Source organism: Crossiella sp. S99.2 (genome assembly GCF_023094165.1).
GTDB lineage: Bacteria > Actinomycetota > Actinomycetes > Mycobacteriales > Pseudonocardiaceae > Crossiella.
Map to the genome: position 1 here is coordinate 223,304 of NZ_JALMDK010000003.1, position 22,882 is coordinate 246,185.

Annotated in this window: 20 protein-coding genes; 11 read left to right on the top strand and 9 right to left on the bottom strand. The window is 71.4% G+C overall.

Features of this window, described 5'->3' with window-relative positions; genetic code table 11:
• Positions 1 to 63: 63 nt before the first annotated feature.
• Complete coding sequence (locus MZC64_RS12255) at positions 64 to 1,965, bottom strand: prolyl oligopeptidase family serine peptidase (protein WP_247757151.1); 1,902 nt, start codon at positions 1,963 to 1,965, stop codon at positions 64 to 66.
• A 118-nt stretch (positions 1,966 to 2,083) separates the two neighbouring features.
• Here MZC64_RS12255 and MZC64_RS12260 point away from each other — a divergent pair, with 118 nt between their 5' ends.
• On the top strand, positions 2,084 to 4,300 hold the full coding sequence (locus tag MZC64_RS12260) for an ATP-dependent RecD-like DNA helicase (RefSeq protein ID WP_247757149.1): 2,217 nt from the start codon (positions 2,084 to 2,086) through the stop codon (positions 4,298 to 4,300).
• Positions 4,301 to 4,328: 28 nt separating this feature from the next.
• On the opposite strand, the gene MZC64_RS12265 is transcribed toward MZC64_RS12260, so the two are convergent.
• Entirely contained in the window at positions 4,329 to 4,931 is a 603-nt protein-coding gene (locus MZC64_RS12265; RefSeq protein ID WP_247757148.1) for a TetR/AcrR family transcriptional regulator, read from the bottom strand.
• A 92-nt stretch (positions 4,932 to 5,023) separates the two neighbouring features.
• On the opposite strand from MZC64_RS12265, the gene MZC64_RS12270 reads away from it, so the two are divergent.
• Positions 5,024 to 5,806 carry an MBL fold metallo-hydrolase gene (locus tag MZC64_RS12270; protein ID WP_247757146.1) on the top strand — a complete coding sequence of 261 codons (783 nt, stop codon included), beginning with the start codon at positions 5,024 to 5,026 and terminating at the stop codon, positions 5,804 to 5,806.
• Between the two features lie 4 nt (positions 5,807 to 5,810).
• On the opposite strand, the gene MZC64_RS12275 is transcribed toward MZC64_RS12270, so the two are convergent.
• Complete coding sequence (locus tag MZC64_RS12275; protein WP_247757144.1) at positions 5,811 to 6,914, bottom strand: type VII secretion protein EccE; 1,104 nt, start codon at positions 6,912 to 6,914, stop codon at positions 5,811 to 5,813.
• A 126-nt stretch (positions 6,915 to 7,040) separates the two neighbouring features.
• Between MZC64_RS12275 and eccB the strand changes: the two genes are divergently transcribed.
• From eccB to MZC64_RS12300, 5 genes are read left to right on the top strand one after another with little or no spacing between them, the layout of a single operon-like run.
• Positions 7,041 to 8,441, top strand: a complete 1,401-nt coding sequence (gene eccB, locus MZC64_RS12280) for a type VII secretion protein EccB (protein WP_247757142.1) — start codon at positions 7,041 to 7,043, stop codon at positions 8,439 to 8,441.
• Positions 8,438 to 9,100 (top strand): response regulator transcription factor, encoded by a 663-nt coding sequence (locus MZC64_RS12285; protein ID WP_185004862.1) that lies wholly within the window; start codon positions 8,438 to 8,440, stop codon positions 9,098 to 9,100. The genes eccB and MZC64_RS12285 overlap by 4 nt, the downstream gene beginning before the upstream one ends.
• The gene (locus MZC64_RS12290; RefSeq protein ID WP_247757140.1) at positions 9,100 to 10,389 is read left to right on the top strand and encodes a sensor histidine kinase; all 1,290 of its coding nucleotides are present in this window, start codon (positions 9,100 to 9,102) and stop codon (positions 10,387 to 10,389) included. The genes MZC64_RS12285 and MZC64_RS12290 overlap by 1 nt, the downstream gene beginning before the upstream one ends.
• Positions 10,386 to 11,495 carry a S8 family serine peptidase gene (locus MZC64_RS12295; RefSeq protein ID WP_247757138.1) on the top strand — a complete coding sequence of 370 codons (1,110 nt, stop codon included), beginning with the start codon at positions 10,386 to 10,388 and terminating at the stop codon, positions 11,493 to 11,495. Before MZC64_RS12290 ends, MZC64_RS12295 begins: the two co-directional genes overlap by 4 nt.
• 32 nt (positions 11,496 to 11,527) lie before the next feature.
• The gene (locus MZC64_RS12300; protein ID WP_247757136.1) at positions 11,528 to 12,184 is read left to right on the top strand and encodes a hypothetical protein; all 657 of its coding nucleotides are present in this window, start codon (positions 11,528 to 11,530) and stop codon (positions 12,182 to 12,184) included.
• Here the strand turns inward: MZC64_RS12300 and MZC64_RS12305 are convergent.
• The 6 genes from MZC64_RS12305 to eccCa form a co-directional block, all read right to left on the bottom strand.
• Positions 12,165 to 12,980 carry a hypothetical protein gene (locus MZC64_RS12305; protein WP_247757134.1) on the bottom strand — a complete coding sequence of 272 codons (816 nt, stop codon included), beginning with the start codon at positions 12,978 to 12,980 and terminating at the stop codon, positions 12,165 to 12,167. The two genes, MZC64_RS12300 and MZC64_RS12305, sit on opposite strands and share 20 nt — an antisense overlap.
• A 12-nt stretch (positions 12,981 to 12,992) precedes the next feature.
• A complete protein-coding gene (locus MZC64_RS12310; protein WP_247757133.1) occupies positions 12,993 to 14,201 on the bottom strand; it encodes a PPE domain-containing protein in 1,209 nt (402 codons plus the stop codon).
• Positions 14,202 to 14,206: 5 nt separating this feature from the next.
• Positions 14,207 to 14,572, bottom strand: a complete 366-nt coding sequence (locus MZC64_RS12315) for a hypothetical protein (protein ID WP_247757132.1) — start codon at positions 14,570 to 14,572, stop codon at positions 14,207 to 14,209.
• A 111-nt stretch (positions 14,573 to 14,683) separates the two neighbouring features.
• Positions 14,684 to 15,007 carry a hypothetical protein gene (locus MZC64_RS12320; RefSeq protein ID WP_247757131.1) on the bottom strand — a complete coding sequence of 108 codons (324 nt, stop codon included), beginning with the start codon at positions 15,005 to 15,007 and terminating at the stop codon, positions 14,684 to 14,686.
• A gap of 23 nt (positions 15,008 to 15,030) precedes the next feature.
• The gene (locus MZC64_RS12325; protein ID WP_247757130.1) at positions 15,031 to 15,393 is read right to left on the bottom strand and encodes a WXG100 family type VII secretion target; all 363 of its coding nucleotides are present in this window, start codon (positions 15,391 to 15,393) and stop codon (positions 15,031 to 15,033) included.
• A gap of 119 nt (positions 15,394 to 15,512) precedes the next feature.
• On the bottom strand, positions 15,513 to 19,481 hold the full coding sequence (gene eccCa / locus MZC64_RS12330; protein WP_374205700.1) for a type VII secretion protein EccCa: 3,969 nt from the start codon (positions 19,479 to 19,481) through the stop codon (positions 15,513 to 15,515).
• Between the two features lie 125 nt (positions 19,482 to 19,606).
• Between eccCa and MZC64_RS12335 the strand changes: the two genes are divergently transcribed.
• From MZC64_RS12335 to MZC64_RS12350, 4 genes are read left to right on the top strand one after another with little or no spacing between them, the layout of a single operon-like run.
• Positions 19,607 to 20,362, top strand: coding sequence for a type VII secretion target (locus tag MZC64_RS12335; protein WP_247757129.1), 756 nt, complete (start codon positions 19,607 to 19,609; stop codon positions 20,360 to 20,362).
• A 40-nt stretch (positions 20,363 to 20,402) separates the two neighbouring features.
• Positions 20,403 to 21,383 carry a WXG100 family type VII secretion target gene (locus MZC64_RS12340; protein ID WP_374205738.1) on the top strand — a complete coding sequence of 327 codons (981 nt, stop codon included), beginning with the start codon at positions 20,403 to 20,405 and terminating at the stop codon, positions 21,381 to 21,383.
• Complete coding sequence (locus tag MZC64_RS12345) at positions 21,380 to 22,486, top strand: polymorphic toxin type 44 domain-containing protein (RefSeq protein ID WP_247757127.1); 1,107 nt, start codon at positions 21,380 to 21,382, stop codon at positions 22,484 to 22,486. The genes MZC64_RS12340 and MZC64_RS12345 overlap by 4 nt, the downstream gene beginning before the upstream one ends.
• A gap of 21 nt (positions 22,487 to 22,507) precedes the next feature.
• Positions 22,508 to 22,864, top strand: a complete 357-nt coding sequence (locus tag MZC64_RS12350) for a YbaB/EbfC family nucleoid-associated protein (RefSeq protein WP_247757126.1) — start codon at positions 22,508 to 22,510, stop codon at positions 22,862 to 22,864.
• Positions 22,865 to 22,882: the final 18 nt, after the last annotated feature.

Here is a 22,882-nt window from a genome sequence, read left to right on the forward strand (position 1 = left end):
CGCGAACCGTAAGGACAGATGTCTCAAACGTTATGTGGTCAATCGATTACCGGGAGTTGTTGGTCAGGGTCGGAGCCAGCGGTCGAACCAGGCCCGGGTGCGGCGCAGGAGGTCGAGTTGGTGGTTGCGTTCCCGGATCGAGTGGCCCTCTCTGGGGTAGATCACGAACTCGTGCTCGGCGCCGAAGTGGCGCAGTGCCCGGTGGAAGTACACGGCCTGGCCGAGGGGGACGTTGGTGTCCTGGGCCCCGTGCAGGATGAGCACCGGGGTGCGGACGCGGCCGGCGAAGGAGACCGGGCTGACCGCGTCATGGCGGTGTGGGCCGATTCCGTGCCACCCGGTGCTGCCGCCGAGCGCGGCCTCGAACTGGCCGTTCTCCCCGGTCGCGGCGAGCATCCCCCAGTCGGTGACGCCAGCGTTGACCAGCGCGGCGCGAAACCGCTCGGTCTGCCCGATCGCCCAGGCGGCCAGGAAGCCGCCGTGGCTCCCGCCGGCGATGCCCAGCCGATCGGGATCAGCGATGCCCTCGGCGATGAGCAGGTCGATGCCGGTCTGGATGTCGGTCCATTCCTCCTGGCCGACCCGGCCGGCGACGCTGGCGGCGAACTGGTGGCCGTGGCCCTGGCCGCCGCGTGGGTTGGGCAGGAACACCGCGTATCCGGCGGTGGCCAGCCACTGCGCGCTGGGGAACCAGAACAGCTGGAGCCGATCGGCGTACCGGTCGTAGGGGCCTCCGTGCGCGATCGTGACGAGCGGGAACGGGCCGTCCGAAGCGGATTTCCCGGCTGGCAGTACGAGCAGACCGTCCAGATCGAGGCCGTCGGCGGCGCGATAGGCCAGCGGTCGCTGGGTGCCGAAGGTGATGCCGTCCAGTTCGGGCCGGGTGTCGGTGATCTTCCGCAGCGGTCCGGCTGGTGGTCCGAGGTGAACGTTCGTGGCTTGGTAACGGGTGCCGGTCAGTACCGCGATCACCGTGCCCGCGGGGGTGGTGGTGAGGTCGTCGAGGCGGCCGGGGTGCTGCGACAGTGGGGTGGGACCGTCGGGGTCGAGCCGGGCCAGGGTCGTGTTCAGGCCGTCGGCGAACACCACCAGCGGGGCGGCGTCGGTCTGGCTCAGTTCGGTGGGGCACATCGGCAGGCCGGCGGTGCGGTTGCGTCGGACGCGGCTGCCCAGGGCCAGGTCGAACACGGCGGCGCCGGCCTGCAGGACCGGTGGGGTGAGCGCGACATAGCCGAGGTGCCAACCGTCCTCGCCCGGCCACCAGGCCAGCGAGTGCGCGTCGGCCTCGACCGGTCCGAGGTCCGCCGCGGTCCCCGTTGCGGGGTCGAACAGGTGCAGGCGGCCGGTGCGGGGGCCGTAGTCCTGGTCGGCGCTGGCCTGGGTGAGCACGGCGAGCGGGCCACCGTCGGGTCGTTGCCGCAGTTCGACGACGTGCCGGTGGCCGAACACGCTCGGGGTGCTGACCTGGCCGGTGCGCAGGTCGAGCAGGCGCAGCCGGGCCCGCGGTTCGCGCTCACCGACGACAATGGCGTCATCGCGGTCCTGGACGCGACGCGCGTCCTGCTCGGTGGGCTCGTCTTCGGCGAGCAACGCGACCAGGTTGGGATCGGCGAGCGGCAGGTGGTCGATGATGCCGGCGCGCCAGGTGGTCAACGCGATCACCACGTCATGGGTGCGGGTAAGCCGGTGCACCTGCGCGGTGCCACGTTCGGCGCGGTCGGACAGGAAGTACAGCGTGCGCGAGTCCGCGGACCAGCGCGGCCGGGACTCCGTCGCGGTGTCGCTGGTCGCCCGGCGCCACCCACCGTCGCCTTCGAGGTCGGCGAGCCAGAGTGTGGTGTCGAGGTGGTCACCGATTCGGCTGGTGGGCGCGAGAACGTAGCAGAGCAGCTGCCCGTTCGGCGCGATAGCCGGGGTCTGCGGGACGTGCCCCTCGACCACGAGTTCGGCGGTCAAACCTGTCATGCGATGAGTGTGTCAACGTCACCAGCGCGGCACCCCGCTGCCCGGCTGCCGTGCCCTCGCGTCAGCCGGGGCTGTGATAGGTGTTGTCCCGGCGTGGACACGGCGAGGGGTGGCGGGGATGAACGGGGGCGAACCGTTCAAGCACGCGGTGCTGGAGGGGGTCCTCGAACGGATCACCTTCGCCAACGAGGACACCGGCTACACCGTGGCCAGGGTGGACACCGGGCGCGGCGCCAACGATCTGCTGACCGTGGTCGGCGCGCTGCTGGGCGCGCAACCCGGTGAGTCGCTGCGGATGCGCGGGCGGTGGGGCTCGCATACCCAGTACGGCAAGCAGTTCCACGTCGAGGACTACACGACGGTGCTGCCCGCGACCATCCAGGGCATCCGGCGCTACCTGGGTTCCGGGCTGATCAAGGGCATCGGACCGGTGCTGGCAGACCGGATCGTCACCCACTTCGGCGTGGACGCCCTGGACGTGATCGAGCAGACCCCGCAGCGGCTGATCGAGGTGCCCAAGCTCGGACCCAAGCGCACCAAGCTGATCGCCGCCGCTTGGGAGGAACAGAAGGCCATCAAGGAAGTGATGATCTTCCTGCAAGGGGTCGGGGTGTCGACCTCCCTGGCGGTGCGGATCTACAAGCAGTACGCGGAGAAGTCCATCGACGTGGTGCGCACCGAGCCCTACCGGCTGGCCACCGACGTGTGGGGGATCGGGTTCCGCACCGCCGACACCATCGCCAAGTCGGTCGGCATCCCGCACGACAGCCCGCAACGGGTCAAGGCCGGCCTGCAGTTCACCCTGTCCGAGGCCACCGGCAACGGCAACTGCTTCCTGCCCGAACAGGAACTCATCAGCGAGGCGATCAAGATCCTCCAGGTGGACACCGGCCTGGTGATCGACTGCCTGGCCGAACTCATCGCCGAGGAAGGCGTGGTCCGCGAACAGGTACCGGGCGAGGACGCGCAGACCCCGGTGGGCGCGATCTACCTGGTTCCCTTCCACCGCGCGGAAATCAGCCTGGCCGCCGCGCTGCTGCGGCTGCTGCGCACCGGCGAGGACCGGATGCCGGAGTTCGCCGCGGTGGACTGGACCAAGGCCCTGGCCTGGTTGCGGCGGCAGAACAACACCGAACTGGCCGGGGCACAGGAAGAGGCGGTGAAGCTGGCGCTGACCGAGAAGGTCGCGGTGCTCACCGGCGGACCCGGCTGCGGCAAGAGCTTCACCGTGCGCTCCATCGTCTCCCTGGCACGGGCCAAGAACGCCAGGGTGGTCCTGGCCGCGCCGACCGGCCGCGCGGCCAAGCGCCTCACCGAGCTGACCGGGCACCCGGCCGCGACCGTGCACCGGTTGCTGGAGCTGCGACCCGGTGGTGACGCGGCCTTCGACCGGGACCGGCCGCTGCCCGCGGACCTGGTCGTGGTGGACGAGGCGTCCATGCTGGATCTGTTGCTGGCCAACAAGTTGGTCAAGGCCATCGGGCCCGGCGCGCACCTGCTGCTGGTCGGCGATGTGGACCAGTTGCCGTCGGTGGGGGCGGGGGAGGTGCTGCGTGATCTCCTGGCCGCGGACAGTCCGATCCCGCATGTGCGGCTGACCCAGGTTTTCCGGCAGGCGCAACAGTCCGGGGTGGTGACCAACGCGCACCGGATCAACGCGGGCGAACAGCCGATCACCGACGGCCTGGACGATTTTTTCCTGTTCCCGGTGGAAGAAGCCGAGGCCGCCGCGGAGTTGACGGTGGATGTGGTGGCGCGGCGGTTGCCGAAGAAGTTCGGGGTGAACCCGCGGCGGGATGTGCAGGTGCTGGCGCCGATGCACCGCGGTCCGGCCGGTGCGGGGGCGTTGAACCTGGTGCTGCAGGAGGCGTTGACGCCCAGCCGCCCGGAGGTGCCGGAACGCCGCTTCGGCGGGCGGGTGTTCCGGGTGGGGGACAAGGTGACCCAGATCCGCAACAACTACGACAAGGGCGCCAACGGCGTGTTCAACGGCACCCTGGGTGTGGTGGTGGCGCTGGACAACGACGAGCAGAAGCTGACCGTGCGCACCGATGAGGACGAGGACGTCGACTACGAGTTCGGCGAATTGGACGAGCTGACGCATGCCTACGCGGTGACCATCCACCGCAGCCAGGGCAGCGAGTATCCGGTGGTGGTGGTTCCGCTGACGACGAGTTCGTGGATGATGTTGCAGCGCAATCTGCTGTACACGGCGGTGACCCGGGCGAAGCGGATCGTGGTGCTGGTCGGGTCGCGGCGGGCGATCGGTCAGGCGGTGCGCACGGTCGGGGCCGGGCGCAGGCACACCGCGCTGGCCTGGCGGCTGCGCGGATAGGCGTTGCGCGGCAACAGGATCGTGTGGGTCAGGACTGGTCCAGGGCCCGTTCGATCGCGCGGCGGGCCCGGTTCGCGGCCGTCTGGTCGTGCTGGAGTTGCATGGCCGCGTTCAACGCCAGCCCGGCGGCGATGATCTCGAACAGCGCCTGGTCGAGATCGAACCCGGCGGGCAGCTCGCCGTTGTCCACCGCCGCGACCAGGTCCGCCCGCAGCTGGTCCCGCCAGCGCGACCACACCTCGGCCACCGCGTCGCGGACCCGGCCGGGGCGGCCGTCGTACTCGGTGAGCGCCGCGGTCATCAGGCAGCCGCCGGGCAGCAGCGGCGCCTCCAGGTAGTCCACGGAGTTCGCGCACACCGCGCGCAGCCGTGCCAGACCCGGCGGCTCGGCCAGTGCGGGCTCGACCACCCGGTGCCAGAAGTCCACGAACGCCTTGTCCAGGGTGGAGATCTGCAACGTCTCCTTGGTGCCGAAATGCTTGTGCACCCCGGACTTGCTCATCTCCAGCTCCTCGGCGAGCCGGCCGATGGTGATGCCGTCCAGGCCCTCCTCGGAGGCGATCTCGGCGGCGCGGTCGAGGATCCGGCCCCGGGTGGCCTGGGCTTCGGCCGCTGAGCGTCGTGGTGACATGTGACGAGAATAGCGTACGGGCGTTCGCTATTGATTTAGAGAACGCCCGTACGCTAACTTCCGCGGTAGCCACCGGAACGAGGGAGTGCGAGATGCGGGTGCGACGACTGGGCTGGGCCGGCGTGGAGATCGAGGCAGGCGGCCAGCGACTGGTGATCGACTACGTGCGGGACCTGTCACCGCTGTTCACCGGGTGGCAGCCCGGTGCGGGACTGGTCAGGCCGAGTGGGAAGGTGGCCGCCGCACTGCTCACCCACCTGCACCGCGACCACACCGACGCGGCCGCACTCGCCGACGTGCTGACCCCGGGCGCGCCGGTGCTGCGACCGGCGCCCGGCCACGGCGACGACCTGGACAACGTGACAACCCTGCCCGCCGAGCGCGCACTGGTCCGGCACGAACTGGCCGCCGAGGTCCTGGACGCCTGGTCCACCCGCGAACTCGGACCGTTCCGGGTCACCGCGGTCCCCGCCGTCGACGGGCTGGGCGACCCGCAGCTGAACTGGGTGGTGCAGGCCGACGGACAGCGGGTCTTCCACGGCGGTGACACCATGTTCCACGGCTACTGGTGGCTCATCGCGCGCCGGTTCAGCCCGGTCGACGCGGTGTTCCTGCCCGCCAACGGCGCGGTGGTCGACGCGCCGCACCTCCAGCCGCCGAGTCCGCTGCCCGCCGCGCTGGACCCCAGGCAGGCCGCCGCGGCCGCGGCGATCCTCGACGCCCGGCACGCGGTGCCGATGCACTACGAGGCCGAGCAGCCGGACAAGATCCCGGGCTACGTCGAGGTCACCGACCCGGAGGCCGAGTTCCGCACGCACGCAGGCGGGCGGGCACGGGTGCTGGCGGTCGGGGAATGGCTGGACCTGGCTGCCTGACCGGCTAAGGCGTCAAGGCCAGGGGCAGGGTGGCTTTGGTGTGCTCGTCCTGGCGGCCGTCCACCGGGACCACCGGCACGCCCAGGCTCTGCGAGGCCCGCTGCGGACTCAGCCACAGCCCACCGGCCGCCACGCCGACCCGGGCGCGGGCCTGGGCGACCAGGTCGCCGCGGGCCGTGCGGGACAGCGTGTAGGAGGTGCAGGTGAACATCGCCTCCGGGGCGCAGCGGCCGAGCAGGGCCACCGCGTCGGCCGGGTCCTTGGGCACGAAGCAGGCCTGGCGCAGCCTGCCCACCGAGACATCCCGCCAGGACTCGGTGACCCGGTGCCGGGCGGTGCCGTCGTGCGCGACCGGGCCGGAGACGACCTCCGGGTCGGCGCCGACGGCGACCAGGAGTTCCTGGTGCAGTTCCAGGGTATCCAGGGCGGTCGCCGGATATCCGGCCTCGGCGAGGCGGCTCACCAGTCGGTGTGCGGCGCTGGCCACCGCGCGCCTGCTGCCTTCCTGGCCGCCGCCGCGGGCCAGCGCGGCCAGTGGGGCCTCGGCGGGGCGGTAGCGCAGGGACAGCCAGTGCACCCGGATCGGGGTGGCCGCGCCGGTGCTGGCGGGCAGTCCGGGCAGGGCCCAGACCACCAGCTGGGCGCTGCTGAGCCGGATGTCGGAACGCTCGTAGACCTCTTGCAGTAAGCGGATCAGCGCGTCCGGCGTAGGGTGTGCCGCCGGTGCGATCCGCACCATCGTGCAGAAAGAGGCCTCTGCCTCAAGAGTTGCCACTCCTACCCTGTTGCCCGCCCGGTCCACCTGGGTATGCACGGACAGGTCCGGTAACAGGGCCCGCAGCGGGGTGGCCGCCTCGCGGGCGGCCAGCCGGGGCCTGCGGCGAAGGAAGCGCAGGTAGAGGGCTGCCCAGCGGTACGGCGGCAGGCCGCGGATCCGGAGCAGGGTAACGGCGAGGGCGAGGGTGGCGACGGTGATGGCGGCGATGCTCACCGGTCCGAAGGGGACCGCGGTGGCCAGCACGGCCAACGCCGCGATTTCCACCACGGCAATTGTGCCCGCGCCCAACGGCACCACCCGTCCCCGCCGACCGGTCGAGGGAACGCTCATCCGCATGCACCACCGAGAGTTTGGGAAAGCCTTGCGGCACAAGGATTCCGGCCAACGAACCACAGGAAGTGACAGTGGTGATCGATAGTATGGCCCAGCAGAGAATGGCGCGAGGGGGCAGCGGCGGTGTGGACGCAGAAGGACCAGGTGCAGGCATACCAGTTCCTGCGCAGGCGACTGGTGTCCGCGCTGGTGGCCGGGGACGCCAATCACCCGGTGTCGCCGAGCAGGCGGTTGCTGCTGGGCACGGTGCTCGGACTGGCGGTGGCGCTGCTGGTCACCGCGGTGTTCGGGATCATCGGCGTGCTCAGCCCCGCTCGTGCCGCGGAGTGGAAACAGGGCGGCCAGGTCATCGTGGAGAAGGAGACCGGCGCCCGGTTCGTGCTGGGTGAGGGCGATGTCCTGCACCCGGTGCTCAACTTCGCCTCGGCCCGGCTGCTCTCCGGCGGCAACGGGGATCGCACCGTGACCGTGCCCGCCAAGACCCTGGCGGATCTGCCGCGCGGGGTCACCGTGGGCATCCCTGGCGCGCCGGACTCGTTGCCGGAGCCGGGCCGGTTGCTGACCGGGCCGTGGACGACCTGCTCGCGGGGCTCGACCGATCTGCCCGCGAACGTGGAACCGGGGTCGAGTGTCTCCATCGGACGCTCGCCCGGTGGCCGGGAACTCGGTGCGGGACAAGGACTTCTGGTGCGGCTGGGCAGCGGGGAGCGGTTCCTGCTGACCGGCGGGCACCGGTTCAAGCTGGCCGATGACCGGGCCGCGGCGGCGCTGGGGTATGAGGCGGTGCAGGCGTTGCCGGTGGCACGCAACTGGCTGAACACGGTGCCGGTTGGCCGGGATCTGGCGGTGGTGGCGGTGCGGCAGGCCGGTGCGCCGGGGCCGCGGCTGGGCACTGTGGACACCCGGGTCGGGCAGGTGCTGCGCGCCGAAGGCGTCGCGGACGGCTTCTACCTGGTGCGTGCCGACGGGGTGTCGCCGGTGAGCGAGACCGAGGCACGACTGGCCCTGGCCGCACCCGGCAACGCCGCGGCCTATCCGGACCGGCGGAGCCGGGTGCTGGCGGTGCCCGCGGCCGAACTGGCCGAGGCGCCGCGGGCGGAGACCCCGGCCGAGCGGGAACCGACCGGATATCCGTTGCGGCGGCCGGAACCGGTGTCCCTCGGCGGGTTGCCACGCACGGTGTGCGCGACCGATTTCGCGGCCACCGGCGCGAAACTGACCTATGGCGACACCTCGACCACACCGTCCACAGTGGACGATCGGGGGCGGGTGGCGGATGTGGCGCGGGTGCCCGGTGGCGCCGGTGCCCTGGTGGCCGACCAGCCCGCGCCGGGGGCCTCCTCCGGCGCGGTGTTCCTGGTGACCGATGCGGGCTGGAAATTTCCGATCACAGGCGGGGAATCGGTGCAGGCGTTGGGATATGGGGCGGTGGCGCGGCAGCCGGTGCCGGCGAGTGTGCTGGCGTTGTTCCGAACCGGACCGGTGCTCGACCGCGCCAGGGCGCAGGAGGTGATGGCACGGTGAACAGGGAGCCGATCAGGGTCGGGGTGATCGAGGATCACCCGCTGTACCGGGCCGCGGTGGCCAGGGTGCTGGCCGATGCCCCCGATATCGAGGTGGACGGCATCGCCGAGTCGGTGGCGCAGTTCGCCGCCCGGCGCACCGGATCGGGTTCGGTGGTGGTGCTGGACCTGAAGTTGCCGGGGGTGCGGGACGCGGCCGCGGTGATGGAGGTCGTCGGCATGGGCCACCGGGTCCTGGTGGTCTCGGCGCACGCCGGGCAATCGGAGGTGCTGGGCGCGATCGCGGCCGGGGCCAGGGGATATCTGTCCAAGGACAGCGACGGGGACGAGATTTTACGTGCGGTGCGGGAGATCGCGGCCGGGAACAGTTACGTCTCGCCAATCCTGGCCTCCTACGTGCTCAACGCCTCCCGGGACCGCAACAACGGTCCGGTGATCGAGTTGTCGGTGCGGGAACGTCAGGTGCTGGCGTTGCTGGCGGCAGGGGAGCGGGATCAGGACATCGCCGAGGCGATGGCGATCAGCGTGCGCACCGTGCGGTCCTACCTGGACCGGATCCGGGACAAGACCGGCTGCAGGCGGCGGCCGGAGCTGACCCGGTACGCGATCGAGGAAGGGCTGGCGCACAGCACGCCGACGGACTGGGCGGGCCGTAGCTGATGGCGCCCGCCGTCGGGATCTCGACCTACCTGTCCGGACTGATGCTCAGCGGCATGCACACGGTGGCCGCGCCGCCGGAGGACCGGGTCGAGCAGGTCGTCGACCCGGCCGGGATGTCCGGCGCGGAGCGGATGTGGCTGATGGTGGGCTCCTACTGCCGGGCGCCGGTGGAGAGCGTGCTGACCCGCTCGGCCCGCTACGTGCTGCTGGTCGCGGTGCTGGCCCGCCTGGTCGGGTTGCCGCTGTTGGGCGCGATCGTGCTGGTGCGCCAAGGCATTGCCGCCGCCTGGCCGGTCGCGGTGTTCACGGTGCTGGCCCTCGGGCTGAACGTGGCCGTGGCGGTGCGGTTCGTGGTCTACAGCGGCATGCGCAAGGAAGCCGTGCACGCGGCGCTGTGGGCCGACCTGGCGCTGGGGATGAGCGCGGTGCTCGGCGTGTGGCTGCTCAGCACCGGAGAAGTGTTCCTAGACGCGATCACCGTGGTGGGCGCCTACTTCCTGGGCCTGGTGTTCCTGTGGACGGTGCTGCGCGGAGTGGTGTTCGGGGCCGCGGTGGCGGTGCTCGGCGCGATGCTGTTGCTGCCGCCGGGCGAGTGGACCCTGGCCGCCGGTTGGGCGGTGGACTTCCTGCTGGCCGTGGTGGTGGGTGCCTGCCTGCTGTTCTACGTCGGGCTCGCGGTGCGGCTGGCCATCTCGGTCGGCATCATCCGCGGCCGGGACGCCGAACGGGTGCGCGGCGCCCGGCAGATCCACGACACCGTGCTGCAGGCCCTGGAAGTCATGGCCATGACCACCCCTGCCGACACGACCCGCGCGACCGAGGCGCTGAGCGAGCTGAGGCAGTTGGCCCGACGGGAGGCGGCCCGGTTGCGGCGCAACCTGGAACGGCCAGGGGTGGGCGCGGCGGCGGTGCGGTTGAGCGAGGACCTGGCCGAACTGGTGGCCGATATGGCCGGGGACGGCCTGCGGGCCCGGCTGGTGCTCTCCGAGATCAACGACTCGCTGACCCAGGTGCGGCGGGCCGCGATCCGGGACGCCACCAGGGAAGCGCTGCGGAACTCGGTCAAACACGGTGGCGGCGGTGAGGTCGTGGTGCGGGTGGAGGAACGGGATGGCGGGATCGCGGTGACCACCCGGGACTACGGCACCGGATTCAGCCCGGCGGACCGGCCCGCCGGGTTCGGCATCCGGGAGTCGATCACCGCGCGACTGGGCGAGGTCGGCGGCACGGCCATGGTCGACTCGCGGCCTTCTGGGGGCACCCGGGTGACCTTGTGGGTGCCGCGATGAGCCGCCGGGCCGCCGGACTGGTGGCGGTGTGTTCGTTGTGCGCCTTCGGGTTCACGCCGGTCGCCCTGGCGCAGCAGTGCGCGGCCCCGGCCGGGAACTACACCGGTCCGGTCAACTGGGCGCAACGCCTGGTCGGGGCGGAACGGGTGTGGCCGCTGACCGACGGGGCCGGACAGCGGATCGCGGTAGTCGCCCCCGGCGGGGTGGAGGCGGCCGGGCAGCTCGCCGGGCGGGTGCGGGAAGCCCAGAGCGACTGCGACGGGCGGGGCACGTTCGCGGCCGGGATCATCGCCGCGCCAACCGATCCGGGCACCACCTTCGCCGGGATCGCGCCGGGCAGCCAAGTGCTTGGGGTGCGGGTCCCGCAGGGCGATCCGGACTCCCTGGCCGCCGGGATCACCCGCGCGGTGGAAGGCGGGGCGACCGTGATCGCTGTGGTCAGCCCCTCGGCCAGCGGCAGCGGCGCGCTGTCCGCGGCGGTGCGCAACGCCTTGTCCCGCAACGTGGTCGTGGTCGCCGCGGCGGCGGGGGAGAAGCCGGGAACCCGGACTTTCCCCGGCGCGTTGCCGGGCGTCCTGGCCGTCGGTGGGATCGACGCGAACGGATCGCCGGTGTCGGCGGAATCCGGCGAGCACCTGTCCCTGGCCGCGCCAGGAGCCGACCTGGTCAGCGTGTCCGCCGGTGGGCGCGGACACCGGTGGGGCGTGGGCGCACCCGCGTTCGCGGTGGCCTACGTAGCCGGGGCGGCGGCACTGGTGCGCGGCTACCGGACCGAGTTGACCGCCGAACAGGTGCGGACCCGGTTGCTGGTCACCGCAGGCGGCGCGGGCGGGGCACACGATCCGCTGCTGGGCTGGGGTGTCCTCGACGCGTACTCGGCGGTCACCGCGGAACTGCCCGAAGGGATCGCGGCCCCAGTAGTGGGGGAGCGGCCCAGCGCCGGACCCAAGCCGACCGTGGTGATCGCGGCCGGACCAGCGGCGGCGCCCAAACACGATCGGCTGGCCGGGGCGCTGACGGTGCTCGGTGTGCTGGCGGCCGGGGTAGCGGTGGTGGCCACCGTGGCGGTGCGGCGCGGGCGGGCACGCGGCTGGCGAATTGGTTAGCGGCCACCGCGCCGGTGCCGGAGGATGGCCCAATGCGGTGGGACGAACAGGGCCGGACGGCCGTGGAGACAGCGCTCAACGAAGCCGACGTGCTCGGTCTGCGGATCGGGTCCTCGGCGGAGTGGTGTGAGCTGCTGGTGCACGTGCTCGCGCTGCCGGAATCCGGTCCGATCGACCCCGACGCCCGCCGGATTCTGCGCCTGAACGCGCCCGCGCGAGTGCGGGTGCTGCTACGGAAGTCCCTGCCGGACGGAGGGTTCGGGCCGGCGCTCCCGCTGGCGGACCTGGCCGCGGTGGAGGAGTTCTTCGCCGGGCTCACCTGGTCCGGGCAGATGTACGGGTGGCGATTCCTGGACGAGCCGGCACTCACCGCGGACTGGCCCGCCGAACCCAGCCTCACCGTCCACTGTGGACCCGACACCGGGGCGCGGGAGCTGTACTGGTTCAACGAATGCGGACGTACCGACGGCGGCTACTGCATCGAGGGCACCGTCAGTTTCGCGGACCTGACCGTACTGCGCGCCAACGGCACCCCGGTGTCCATTGCGGACTTCACCGCCGACGGCCGCCGCTACTGGCAGGCCCTCAACAGCCGGGACGAACGGCTCAGCGGCGAGGCCCAGCGGGTGGCACAGACCGGGACCCCTGGCTGGCGGCTGTACACGCGGGCTAGCGCGGATCGCGGGTGAACAGGTCCAGGATCAGCTTGCGGTACTGGTCAGCATGGTGGCGGTCCTGGCGCAGGTAGTTCTCCCGCGCCGTGGTCACGTTGGTGCCGGTGCGGTCGATCTCCTCCGCAGCCTCGCCGAGGGTTCCGGCCAGGCGGTTCAGCGTCGCGGTGTGCGCCTGGGCGGCCTGGCCGGACTCGGGGATCTGACCGAAGGTGTCAGCCGGTAGCGGGGCGGCGGTCAGGTTCCCGCGCAGGGTGCGCAGCTCGGCCGCGCCGGTGTGCAGGGTCCGGGCCAGTGGCCCGAGGGTGCCGCCGCTGGCGTGGAAGGACTGCCCAGTGCCACCCCGTGCCGGGGCCGGTGGGCGGGCAAGTGCTGGGGCCGGGACCGGCGCGGGAGCGGGTTCGGTCTGGTGGACCGGCTGGACCGGGTCGCCGTTGACCAGGCCGGAAGCGGTGCGGGCCCGGTCCAGGAACTGCCGGTAGTCGCCGTTGGTGAAGGTCGACCAGGCCCGGAAACTGGCGCCGCTGTCCGAGATGGCGAAGGCGTTGGCCGCGTTGGTCGCCGGGTCCAGGTTGGCGGTCTGGTCCCGCTGGGTGCGTTCCAGGGCGGTGCCGTGGCCGGGGTTGAGCGAGCGGATCTGCCACAACCCCACCGACGGTCCCCAGGTGTTGTTCTGCAGGGAGATATCGCCCAGGGCGTCGGTGCGGCCGCGGGATTCGGCCAGTGCGACCGCGACCGCGGTGTTGAGATTGTCGCCGCGGAACCCGGCGTCCCAGGCGTGCTGTGCGATCTCCTGGTCGGTGAGCCTGGGCATCGCCGGGACCTCCTAGTAGCGGAAGGACGAGGGTGGTTCGGGACGGTTCTCGGGTTCCTCGCCGATTACTTGGGGGGTGATCACCGAGGATTCGCCCCACACGTCCTCGGTTTCGACCAGCCACGGCGGGATCCGGCGGCCACCGCCCAGATCGCCGCCCTGACCACCGCCCATCGGCATCATGGGCATCATGGGCATGCCACCGGCCATGCCCTGCGCCGCACCGGCGGCCGCGCCCATCGCACCGGCGATCCCGCGGGCAGCCGCGGCCGCGCCGACCGCACCGGCGAGTCCGGCCGCCGCTTGCGGACCCTGGCCACCGGGGCCGGGGACCTTGCCGAGTCCGCCACCGCCGCTGACCTTGCCCAGACCCGCGCCGAGTCCGGCGCCGCCCGCTGCCGCGCCCGCGCCGAGTTTGGCCGCCTCCGCACCCGCGCCGGGTGCGGGCAGACCGGTCTGCGGATCGGGTTTCTTCGCCCAGTCCGGGATTTTGGGCAGTGTCCCGGCGAACCGGCCGGCCGCCGCGGCCGAGGCCGCCGCCAGCCCGGCGGTGAACATGCCGCCGAACAACGGCGGCCGGGACTGGGTCGCGCCGGAACCGGGGTGATCGGTGCCGGGAGTCCCGGACGGGACCTGACCGGCGGGGGAGTCGGGGATGGACGCCTGGGCGACCCGGTAGCGGTTGGCCAGGTCCTCCATGATCAGCACCGCGCGCGCGTGACTGGCGTTGGCCACCTGCGCCGCCTGCTGCTGCTGACGCACCGCCGCGACCGCCTCGGCCTGCTGGGTGGCCACGCGAGCGGCGAGTTCGGGGGAGGTGCCGGGGCCGAGCTGGATCGGGGTGCCCGCCAACCGCAGGGTCGCCGCGGAGACCTCGGGGACCTCGGTGGGCGGCGGCATGGTGGCCTGGGCGCGGATGAGCGCCTCGGCCGAATCGTGCGCCAGGTTGCGCATGGCGTGCGCGGCCTCGGCGGTGCGGCGCAGTCCGGCGGCCAGGTCGGTGATCATCGCCTGGTACTGCTCGGCGGCGCCACCACGCCACTGGTGCCGGAACCGGCTGAGCTGCTGCTCCAGGTTGCCCGCCTGCTCGTGCAGCCGGGAACCCACCGCGTCCCAGGAGTCCGCGGCCGCGCGCATGGTCTTGGGCTGCCCGGCGTGCAGCATGTCGTAGAGCTGACGATGGCTGTAGCGGGCGAAGTCGGTCGCGCTGACGATCTCCACGGGTCTCACATCCTCCCGGGATCGGTGCGCGGATCGTTGATGTGCAACACGTTGCCCAGGTTCAGCAGCGACTGCCCGGCCTGCTGGTCGAGCCTGCGGTAGGCCTCGGCGATGGTGTGCGTGACGTCCTCGGCGAAGTCGATGGCCTGCCCGGCCCGGCCCAGCAACGCGTGCATCTCCTCCGCCGCGGCCAGGTGCTGTGTGCCCAGGGTGCTGGCCTCGCTGAACGCGCCTAGCTGGACCTCGCGTTCGGCCAGGCCGCCCAGGTGCGCCAACGGCTGGGACATGCCGGTGAGCTGGGTGCCCAGCTCGCGGGCGAAGTCCACCAGCGACGCGAGGTGCACGGCGAAGGAGTTGTTCTCGGTGCTCACCCCTGCCCCCTTCGATTGCTGTTGGTTCTCACGCGGCCGCGGCCCCCTGTCCAGGGCGAAGTTTCCGGGTCTGCCCTGGACAGGGGCCCCGGCGGCAGGCGGGGGCCTAAATCAGCCGCCGGGGAACAGGTTGGCGTTGGTGCGCTCCATGGCCATCTGGTCGGTCATGGCCTTGCCGGTGTTGGCGGAGAAGTTGCGGATCACCGCGACCATCTCGCCGATCGCGGCCCGCAGGTCGTTCTCGGCCTGCTGGGCCTGCGCGCCCGCGGCACTGCCGGACTGGTACCAGGTGTTGCGCAGGTAGGCGAGGGAGCCGTCCAGCTCGTGCATGTGCCGTTCCAGCGCGTTGGCGCGGTTGCTGAGCGACTCCGAGCTGCTGGCGAGCTGGCTGAAGTTGACGGAGACGACGTCTCCACCGTTGCCCTGGGAATGCATTGGCGTCTCTCTCCTCTCCGGGTTCAGGCCCCGCCGGCGAGGCGGTTGAAGACGGATCCGGCCGCGCTGTTGGTCGCGGCGCTGGCCACCTTGTTGATATCGTCGGTGGCGTTGCTGTCACCGGTGTTGTAGTTCCGGCTCACGTCGGTCATCAGGCTGGACATGCGGTCCAGGGCCCCGGTGGCCTTGGCCATCTTCTCCTGCAGCGTGGTGTGCAGCTGCTGGAAGGCTGCGGCCTGGTTGCCCTGGTAGCTGTTGCTCAGCGCCCAGCCGAGGTCGCTCTGCAGACCCGACATGGTGGACTTGGTGGCGGTGGCGGACTGGTGGAAGCCGCTGATCGCCTTGGTCATCGCGGCGGCATCTGCCTCAAAGCCGGGACCGGCCATGGGCGAACCACCTCCTCTCATTCACCGGGGTGTTTCCTGGTTTCGAGCCTAGGTCGGGTGATGTTGCCGCCCAACGGCACAAGTGCCGGTTGTGCTGCCGGTACTTGTACCCACAGAGGTCAACTTCCGGGTGTCCAGGCGACCTGGACGAGCTGGTTTCCGTTGCGCCGTGAGACAAGCTGGCCGCGTCCCGGTGGTTGCGGGCTGCTGCGGACGTCGCCGAGCAGCACGCCTTCGTCGCGGGAGCCGGACATGATCAGGCCGGGGGAGCCGAGTTCCTTGATACGCATCAGCACCGGGTCGTAGATGCCGCGCGCCGCGCCACCGCTGCCCCTGGCGAGGACCACATGGAGGCCGATATCCCTGGCCTGGGGCAGGAATTCGACCAGTTGCAGCAGCGGGTGCCCAACACCGCCCTGGGTGGCGACGAGTTCGTAGTCGTCGATGAGCACGAACAGTTCGGGGCCGCTCCACCAGTCGCGGCGGCGGAGCTGGTCGGGGGTGACCTCGGGGCCGGGCAGGCGGGCGCGCATGGCCTGGGTGACCTCGGCGAGTAGTCCTTCCAGCACCGGCGCGCTGCCGGCGTAGCCGAGGAGGTGGTCGCCGTGGACGGCGCCGAGCAGGCCGCGGCGGTAGTCCACGACCAGGATCGCGGCTTCCTGGGGGGTGTAGCGGGCCATGATGCCGTCGGCGATGGTGCGCAGCAGCCCCGATTTGCCGCCTTCGACATCGCTGAAGGCCAGGAAGTGCGGTTCGGTCTGGAAGTCCAGGAACACCGCTTTCAGGTCGGCTTCGGCGATGCCGAACGGGATCTGCTTACCCGGGTGCGCCACCACATCGGGCAGGTCACTCGCCGGGAATTCGTGCGGGAGCAGCCGGACCCGGGGTGCGGGGTCGCCGGTCCAGGCGGCGGTGATCTGTTTGACGAGGTCGCCGGTGCCCGCGGTGGTGGAGTCGGCCAGCTGCACGCCGTCGATGCGGGGGAGGGCGCCGAGGAAGTGCAGTTTGTCCGGGGTGAGGCCGCGTCCCGGCGCGTCGGCTGGCACGTTCTGGGCGGCGCGGCGGTCGATGGCGGAGTCGCCGGGGTCGCCGAGGCGGAGTTCGTAGCGGGTGCTGATGGAGTCGCGCAGTGGTGGCCGCACGGCCATCCAGTAGTTGGCGGCGATGACCACGTGGATGCCGAAGCCGAGGCCGCGGGCGGCCAGCCGGGTGATCGCCTCCTCTAGCTGTTCGTACTCCTCGCGCACGGTGGTCCAGCCGTCGACGACCAGGAACACGTCGCCGAACTCCCGGTCACCGAGTTCGCTCTCCTGGATCTCGTTGCGGCGCTGGCGGAAGGTGGCCATCGAGTCGACCGCGTGCTGGGCGAAGAGGGCCTCGCGCTGGGCGAGGAGGGTGCTGAGTTCGGCGACCAGGCGGCGGCAGGAGTCGGCGTCCCGGCGCACGGCGTAGCCGCTGACATGGGGAAGTCCGGCGACCGGGCCGAGGGCGCCGCCGCCCATGTCGAGGAGGAAGAACTGGACTTCGGCGGGGGTGTGGGTGAGTGCCAGGACGCCGAGCAGGCTGCGCAGGAAGGTGCTTTTGCCGCTCTGTGGCGCCCCGACCAGCAGCACGTGTCCACCCGCGCCTGCCAGGTCGGCCCACATGAGGTCGCGGCGCTGTTCGAAGGGTTTGTCCACAATGGCCAGTGGCACGGTGAGTTTCCCGTTGCCGCCCCAGCCGATCGGGGCCAGTCCGCGGTCGGGGTCCTCGCCCAGCGGCGGCAGCAGGTGGTCCAGGGTGGGTGGTTCGTCCAGCGGGGGCAGCCAGATCTGGTGTGCGGCCGGGCCTTTGCCGACCAGGCGGTCGACCATCGCACCCATGATCGTCTCTCCGGTGGTGGCCTGCACCACCGCGGCGGTCTCGGCGTGCACCGGTTCGATGATCTCCACCCGGTCCAGGGAGTAGAACAGCACCTGGCGGCCCGGGGTACTGGTGCTGCCGCTGTCGCTGATCTCCCGCGGTGGCAGGTCGCCGGAAACGTAGGCGGCCTTGAACCGTTGCAGCGTCTCGGTATCGCTCTTGAGGTAGGCCGAGCCGGGGATCGCGGGCAGGTGGTAGGCATCCGGCACGCCGAGCACGGTGCGGCTTTCCGCGGCGGAGAAGGTGCGCAGCCCGATCCGGTAGGACAGGTGCGCTTCCAGGCCACGCAACCGGCCTTCCTCCAGGCGTTGTGAGGCAAGGAGGAGGTGCACGGCGAGGCTGCGGCCGAGGCGGCCGATCATGACGAACAGATCCACGAACTCGGGGCGGCTGGAGAGCAGTTCGCTGAACTCGTCGATGATCAGCAGCAGTGAGGGCAGCGGTGCCAGGGGCGCGCCGTTCTCGCGGGCGCGTTCGTAGTCCCGGACCGAGGCGAAGTTCCCGGCCGCGCGCAGCAGTTCCTGGCGGCGCAGCATTTCCCCGTTGAGCGCGTCGGCCATCCGGTCGACCAGGGTGAGGTCGTCGGAGAGGTTGGTGATCACCGCGCAGGTGTGCGGCAGCCCGGTCATCCCGGCGAAGGTCGCCCCGCCCTTGAAGTCGATCAGCGCCAGGTTCAGCGTCTCCGAGGAGTGCGTGACGGCCAGACCGGTGACCAGGGTGCGCAGCAGTTCGCTCTTGCCAGACCCGGTCGCGCCGACCACCAGGCCGTGCGGTCCCATGCCGTTCTCGGCGGACTCCTTGAGGTCCAGCTCGATCGGCCTGCCCTCCGGATCCAGTCCCAGGGGCAGGCGCAGGCGTTCACGCGGGGTGCGCGGCCGCCAGGTGACGGCGGGGTCGACGTCGCGCGGATCGCCGAGGCCGAGCAGTCCGGCCAGGCCGAAGGAGGTGTTGACCGGGGCTTCGGCGGTGCTCGCCACGCCCTGGAAGCGCGGGGTGAGCGAGCGGGCGAGGGCTTCGGCGGCGGCGACGTCCAGGACGTCGGGCTCGCCGAGGTAGGCGACCCTGGCTTCCGAGCCCTCGCCGGTGACCATGCCCATCCGCCGCGGCGAGACGTGCAACCGCAGGCTTTCGGTGCCGGGGGTGTCCAGGGGCACCTCGTGGCTGACGTCCAGGACCGTCACCCCGTGCTGCCCACCGGCGGGGGCCAGGCGCGGATCACCGAAGGTGCGCCCACCGTCCACGATCAGGAGAATGTGCGGCTGCTCAAAACCCATCCCGGCGCGTTTGGTGAACGGCGCCCGATCGCCGAGATCCTTGCCCAGCAGATCAGCCAGGGTGGTCAGATCGCCGGCGACCAGGCGGGCCGGGCCGACCGCGTCCGCGGCGGTGGCGTCCTGGGCGTGCGGCAGCCACTTCACCCACTCCCACTCACCGCGCCGATCCGCGGCCACACAGACCGCGATGCGCAGGTCGGCGGGGGAGTGGAACACCACCGCCTGGGCCAGCACCGCCCGCGCCAGATCCAGCACGACCGGTCGCTGCCCGCTGATGCCGATCCGGGCGAAGGACCGCAGCGACACCGACACCGGCAGGTCCGGCACGGTGGAGTAGGCGCGGATGAAATGCCGCAACGAGGTCGAGGACACCGGGTCCAGTTCCTCCAGGGGCACCGTCTGCGGCGCGCGCAACGGCGTGGCCAGCCGCTGCGGCCCCCGCCCGGCCCGCAACTGCCCGAACTCGGGCTCCGAGCGCCGCCGTTCCCACAACCGGTCCCCGGCGGCGAAGGTCCACAGATCCCCCGGCTCGGGATGGGCCTCGACCAGATAGGCCCGCTGCGCGCCGGCCACCTCGCGGACCTGCTTGCGCAGATTGGCCAGGTACTGCTGGTAGTCCCGCCGCTCCTCGTTGATCTTGGCCTTGTTCTGCGAGCGCCCCTGGGCGAGGGACATCACGATCATGCCGATCATCACCACGACGAACAGACCGCCGAAGACATAGGTCATCACGCCGCCGCCGCGGCCGATGTAGACGAAGGACATGGCGCCCATGCCCAGCATCATCGGCAGCATGAACAGCAGGCCCATCATGCCCTGGTTGCCGCCCTTGGCCAGCATGGGCGGGGACTGCAGGGTGATCTCCCCGGCCGCGGGCTCGGGCAGGCGTCGACTCTTCCGCGCGGTCTGCACGCACCCGATTCTGGTCACTTCGGCCGTCGCGGTGGTGGGTACTTTTGCCGTCTGTGCGCAGGCCCTGCCGAACTTAGGCTCACCACGGAGAACGTGACCGGCAGACGTGGGAGGGTGAGATGGCCGTGAGCCTGCCTGGGTTCGACGCCAGCCCCGAGGAGATGCGGTCCGTGGCGGGCAACCTCAGCGGCATCATCATGCAGGCGGCCAACGCCGTCAGCGCGCTGCGCTCGATGAAGGTGAATCCCTCGGACTTCTCCACCCTCGGTGCCGCAGTAGCCGCGATGAACGCCAAGCTGGAGGCCAGTCAGGTCAGCTCGCTGAACACGCTGCTGTCGTTGTTGCAGGAGTTCAACGACAACGTGCGCAAGGTCGCGGACACCTATCAGGACCAGGATCGGCGGATCGCCGACGCCTACGCGGGCCGGCAGACCGAACTGGCCGCGGTGTCCTCCACCCTGTGGAGTTCTCCGAGTGCTGAGAGGCTGGCCGCCGCCGCGACCGGTGCCAGCCTCTCGGCCACCGCGCAACCCGGTTCGGTGGACAACGTGCTCGGCTACCTGCGCAGCGCCGGCATCGGCGATCAGCAGTCACGCAGCTTCGCCGACGCGGTCGCCTTCGCCCGCTGGCTGGACGCCGGACCGGCGAACCAGCAGGCCACCGGCGTGATCGGGGTGTACGCGGGACTGGCCCGCGACCTCGGCGACGTGCCGGGCGGGGTCCGCTCCGGGGACATCGTGGTGCTGGCCTTCGACCGCGGCCCGGACCCGGTGATCGCCGTGGTCGGCGACCGCGGGCAGCTCTACAACCACGGCCTGGTGCAGCCCAGTTTCAGCGGACTCGCCGACACCCGGGTGTACCGCCCGATCTCGGCGTCCTGAACCCGGCACCGGCGAAGCAGAGGAGATCCGCGTGACCGCGATGACTTTTCCCGTCAGCGCCGCCATGGACGCCACGGCCACCGGCGGCGGGCCGGGCACCTTCCTCAACTGGATCATCAACGGCAATCCGAGCCAGATCCTCAAGCAGGTCACCGATCTGCTGGCCAAGGCCAACGAGTTCGCCCAGCTCTACGACCAGCTCAAGCAGGCGGGCGAGCAGTTGCGCAAGGTCTGGCGCGGCCCGGCCTCCGGCGCGGCCAGCAAGAAGATCACCACCCTGCTGGACTCCTTCACCAAGATCATCTCGGTGGTGAAGGAGGTCGCGCAGAAGCTCGGCCTGGCCGCCTCGATCATCCAGAAGGCCCAGCTGGCCTTCAAGAGCATCGTCGCCGCGATCAACCCCACGGTGTCCGGACTCATGTCCAACCCGTGGACCTACGCCGCCGCGGTCGCCCTGTCCACCGCCACCAGCGGCGCGCTCAAGGGCTTCCTGGCCGCGCTCGGCGCGTTGCTGAAGTCCCTGGGCGCGGTGGAGTTGGCCGCGAAACTGACCACCATGGCCGAGGTCATCGGTCACCTGGAGAAGCTGGTCGGCCTGGTCACCGGCAAGGACCCTGCCACCGGCGCGGGCTCCGCACCCGGCGGCCAGCAGGTCCCGGCCCCGGCCGGGCAACAGCCGACCACCTTGCCCGCCAAGGACTTCACCGGCTACCAGCCGCCCGCCCTCGGCGCCACCGCGCCGGGCAACGGGCAGAACATGTGGATCCCGGTCGACCCGGCCGCGCCCGCACCCGGAACTCCCGCCCCGAGCGGACCACCGCCCGGACCCCCGGCCCCCGCCCCGTCCGTCCCCAGCGGTCACGGCGCGGGCGGCGGGGTGAGCGTCACGGTCACCACCGGCGAAGGCAGCGCCACGGTGACCGCGCCCTCGGGGCGGGACACCATCGTCAACGCCACCGTCGGCAACACGCCGATCAAGGTCGCCATCGACGGCGACGGTGACGGCAAGGTGTCGGCATGACCACCCAGCTGGGCAGCCCGGTCTCGGCCGTTCTGGCCGGCTACGCCGCCGCGCTGCGCCAGTTCCAGGTCATCGTCACCGGCAACCCGGCCGCCCTGGAAACCGAAGCCACCCGCTTGCTCGGCCTGGCCGATCGACTGTCCACAGTGGCCAGTTCGACCCTGGAAGCCGCGCGCAAGGCCAACAGCGGCTGGCGCGGCCCGGCCTACGCCGCCTTCCTCGCCCTCGTCGAACGCTGGAGCGTGGCCGTGCGGCTGGGCGCCGAACAGGAGCTGCGCCAGCAGGCCGACCGGCTGCGCTCGGCCGCGACCGCGCTGCGCAAGGCCCGCACCGCAATGGACAAGGTGGTCGCCGACTTCACCGAACGCGGCCGCAACGTCGAACGCCTGTCGGTCTCCGCGGCCATCCACGGCGGCGACTACCGGCCCTATCTGGTGCACGCCAACGCCATGGGCGAGGTCGCGGTGCTGGCCGCCCGCAAGATCGTCGCCCAGCTCGGCGCCGAACTCACCGGCCTGTTCCCGCACCACGGCCCGGCCTCCGCGGCCTCGCTGCGCACCCCGTTCCAGCGCCTGGTCGACTACATCGGCAACGAGATGGCCTACAACGGCCGCTCCCAGACCAGCGCGGGCCTGCACCGGCTGAACAACCCCGGCTGGGGCGCGCTGCTCGAACCCCTGGACTCCGCCCGTAACAAGGCGCACGCGCTCGGCCTGTTCACCTGGCTGGTCCGGCCGGGCGGCCCGTGGGACCACAAGGGCGAGATCCGGCAGATGATGGGGATGAACCGGCAAACCGGGTTCCTCACCTCGGTCGACGGCACCAACCTGCAGATCCGGCACGACTTCTGGTCCAACCTGCACTACGGCTACGTCGGCACCGCGGCCGGGTTCAACTCCTTCGAGCTGCACCAGGGCGCCAACGCGGCCGATCTGGCCAGCGGGCACTGGACCGACCCGGCCGACCAGTACGCGGTGGAGATGGGCATCCAGCTCTTCGGCCAGGTCCCGCCCGACCAGCTCACCCCCGAGGTGATCCGCCAGTACATCACCGACCCGACCCGGCTGAACGAACTGCGCCAGCGCGGTTCGGTCACCCAGTAACACTCCACTAAGGACGGTCACATGCAGCCCGATCCCTTCGCCGCCTTCGATCGCGGCGACACCCCCCAGGTCGACGACCTGCTCGAACGGGTCCGCCGTCAGCAGGAGGAGATCGAGCGGATCCAGCGCAACGTGGAGTCCATGCTGGTGCAGGGCCGCTCCCAGCGGGACGAGGTCAGCGTCACCGTGCAGGGCACCGGCAGGCTCACCGAGGTCACCATCGACCCCAGGGTGCTGCGCCAGGGCGATGCCAGGGCGCTGGGGGAGTTCGTGGTGGAGGCGGTCAACGACGGGCTGCGCAAGGTCGCCGAGGCCAGCACCGCCCGGTTCGCGCCGGTGATCGAATCGGCCTCCCGCTCGGAGAATTTCCAGTTCTGACCAGCCCGGCTCTGACAG

What these genes read in the sequence shown, in the direction of transcription:
- MZC64_RS12325 (WP_247757130.1), bottom strand. Translation starts at nt 15,393, where the DNA reads ATGGCCGGTCCCGGCTTTGAGGCAGATGCCGCCGCGATGACCAAGGCG.
- MZC64_RS12260 (WP_247757149.1), top strand. Translation starts at nt 2,084, where the DNA reads ATGAACGGGGGCGAACCGTTCAAGCACGCGGTGCTGGAGGGGGTCCTC.
- MZC64_RS12300 (WP_247757136.1), top strand. Translation starts at nt 11,528, where the DNA reads ATGCGGTGGGACGAACAGGGCCGGACGGCCGTGGAGACAGCGCTCAAC.
- MZC64_RS12270 (WP_247757146.1), top strand. Translation starts at nt 5,024, where the DNA reads ATGCGGGTGCGACGACTGGGCTGGGCCGGCGTGGAGATCGAGGCAGGC.
- MZC64_RS12340 (WP_374205738.1), top strand. Translation starts at nt 20,403, where the DNA reads ATGACTTTTCCCGTCAGCGCCGCCATGGACGCCACGGCCACCGGCGGC.
- MZC64_RS12305 (WP_247757134.1), bottom strand. Translation starts at nt 12,980, where the DNA reads ATGCCCAGGCTCACCGACCAGGAGATCGCACAGCACGCCTGGGACGCC.
- MZC64_RS12275 (WP_247757144.1), bottom strand. Translation starts at nt 6,914, where the DNA reads ATGAGCGTTCCCTCGACCGGTCGGCGGGGACGGGTGGTGCCGTTGGGC.
- MZC64_RS12290 (WP_247757140.1), top strand. Translation starts at nt 9,100, where the DNA reads ATGGCGCCCGCCGTCGGGATCTCGACCTACCTGTCCGGACTGATGCTC.
- MZC64_RS12345 (WP_247757127.1), top strand. Translation starts at nt 21,380, where the DNA reads ATGACCACCCAGCTGGGCAGCCCGGTCTCGGCCGTTCTGGCCGGCTAC.
- MZC64_RS12265 (WP_247757148.1), bottom strand. Translation starts at nt 4,931, where the DNA reads ATGTCACCACGACGCTCAGCGGCCGAAGCCCAGGCCACCCGGGGCCGG.
- MZC64_RS12320 (WP_247757131.1), bottom strand. Translation starts at nt 15,007, where the DNA reads ATGCATTCCCAGGGCAACGGTGGAGACGTCGTCTCCGTCAACTTCAGC.
- MZC64_RS12255 (WP_247757151.1), bottom strand. Translation starts at nt 1,965, where the DNA reads ATGACAGGTTTGACCGCCGAACTCGTGGTCGAGGGGCACGTCCCGCAG.
- MZC64_RS12350 (WP_247757126.1), top strand. Translation starts at nt 22,508, where the DNA reads ATGCAGCCCGATCCCTTCGCCGCCTTCGATCGCGGCGACACCCCCCAG.
- MZC64_RS12295 (WP_247757138.1), top strand. Translation starts at nt 10,386, where the DNA reads ATGAGCCGCCGGGCCGCCGGACTGGTGGCGGTGTGTTCGTTGTGCGCC.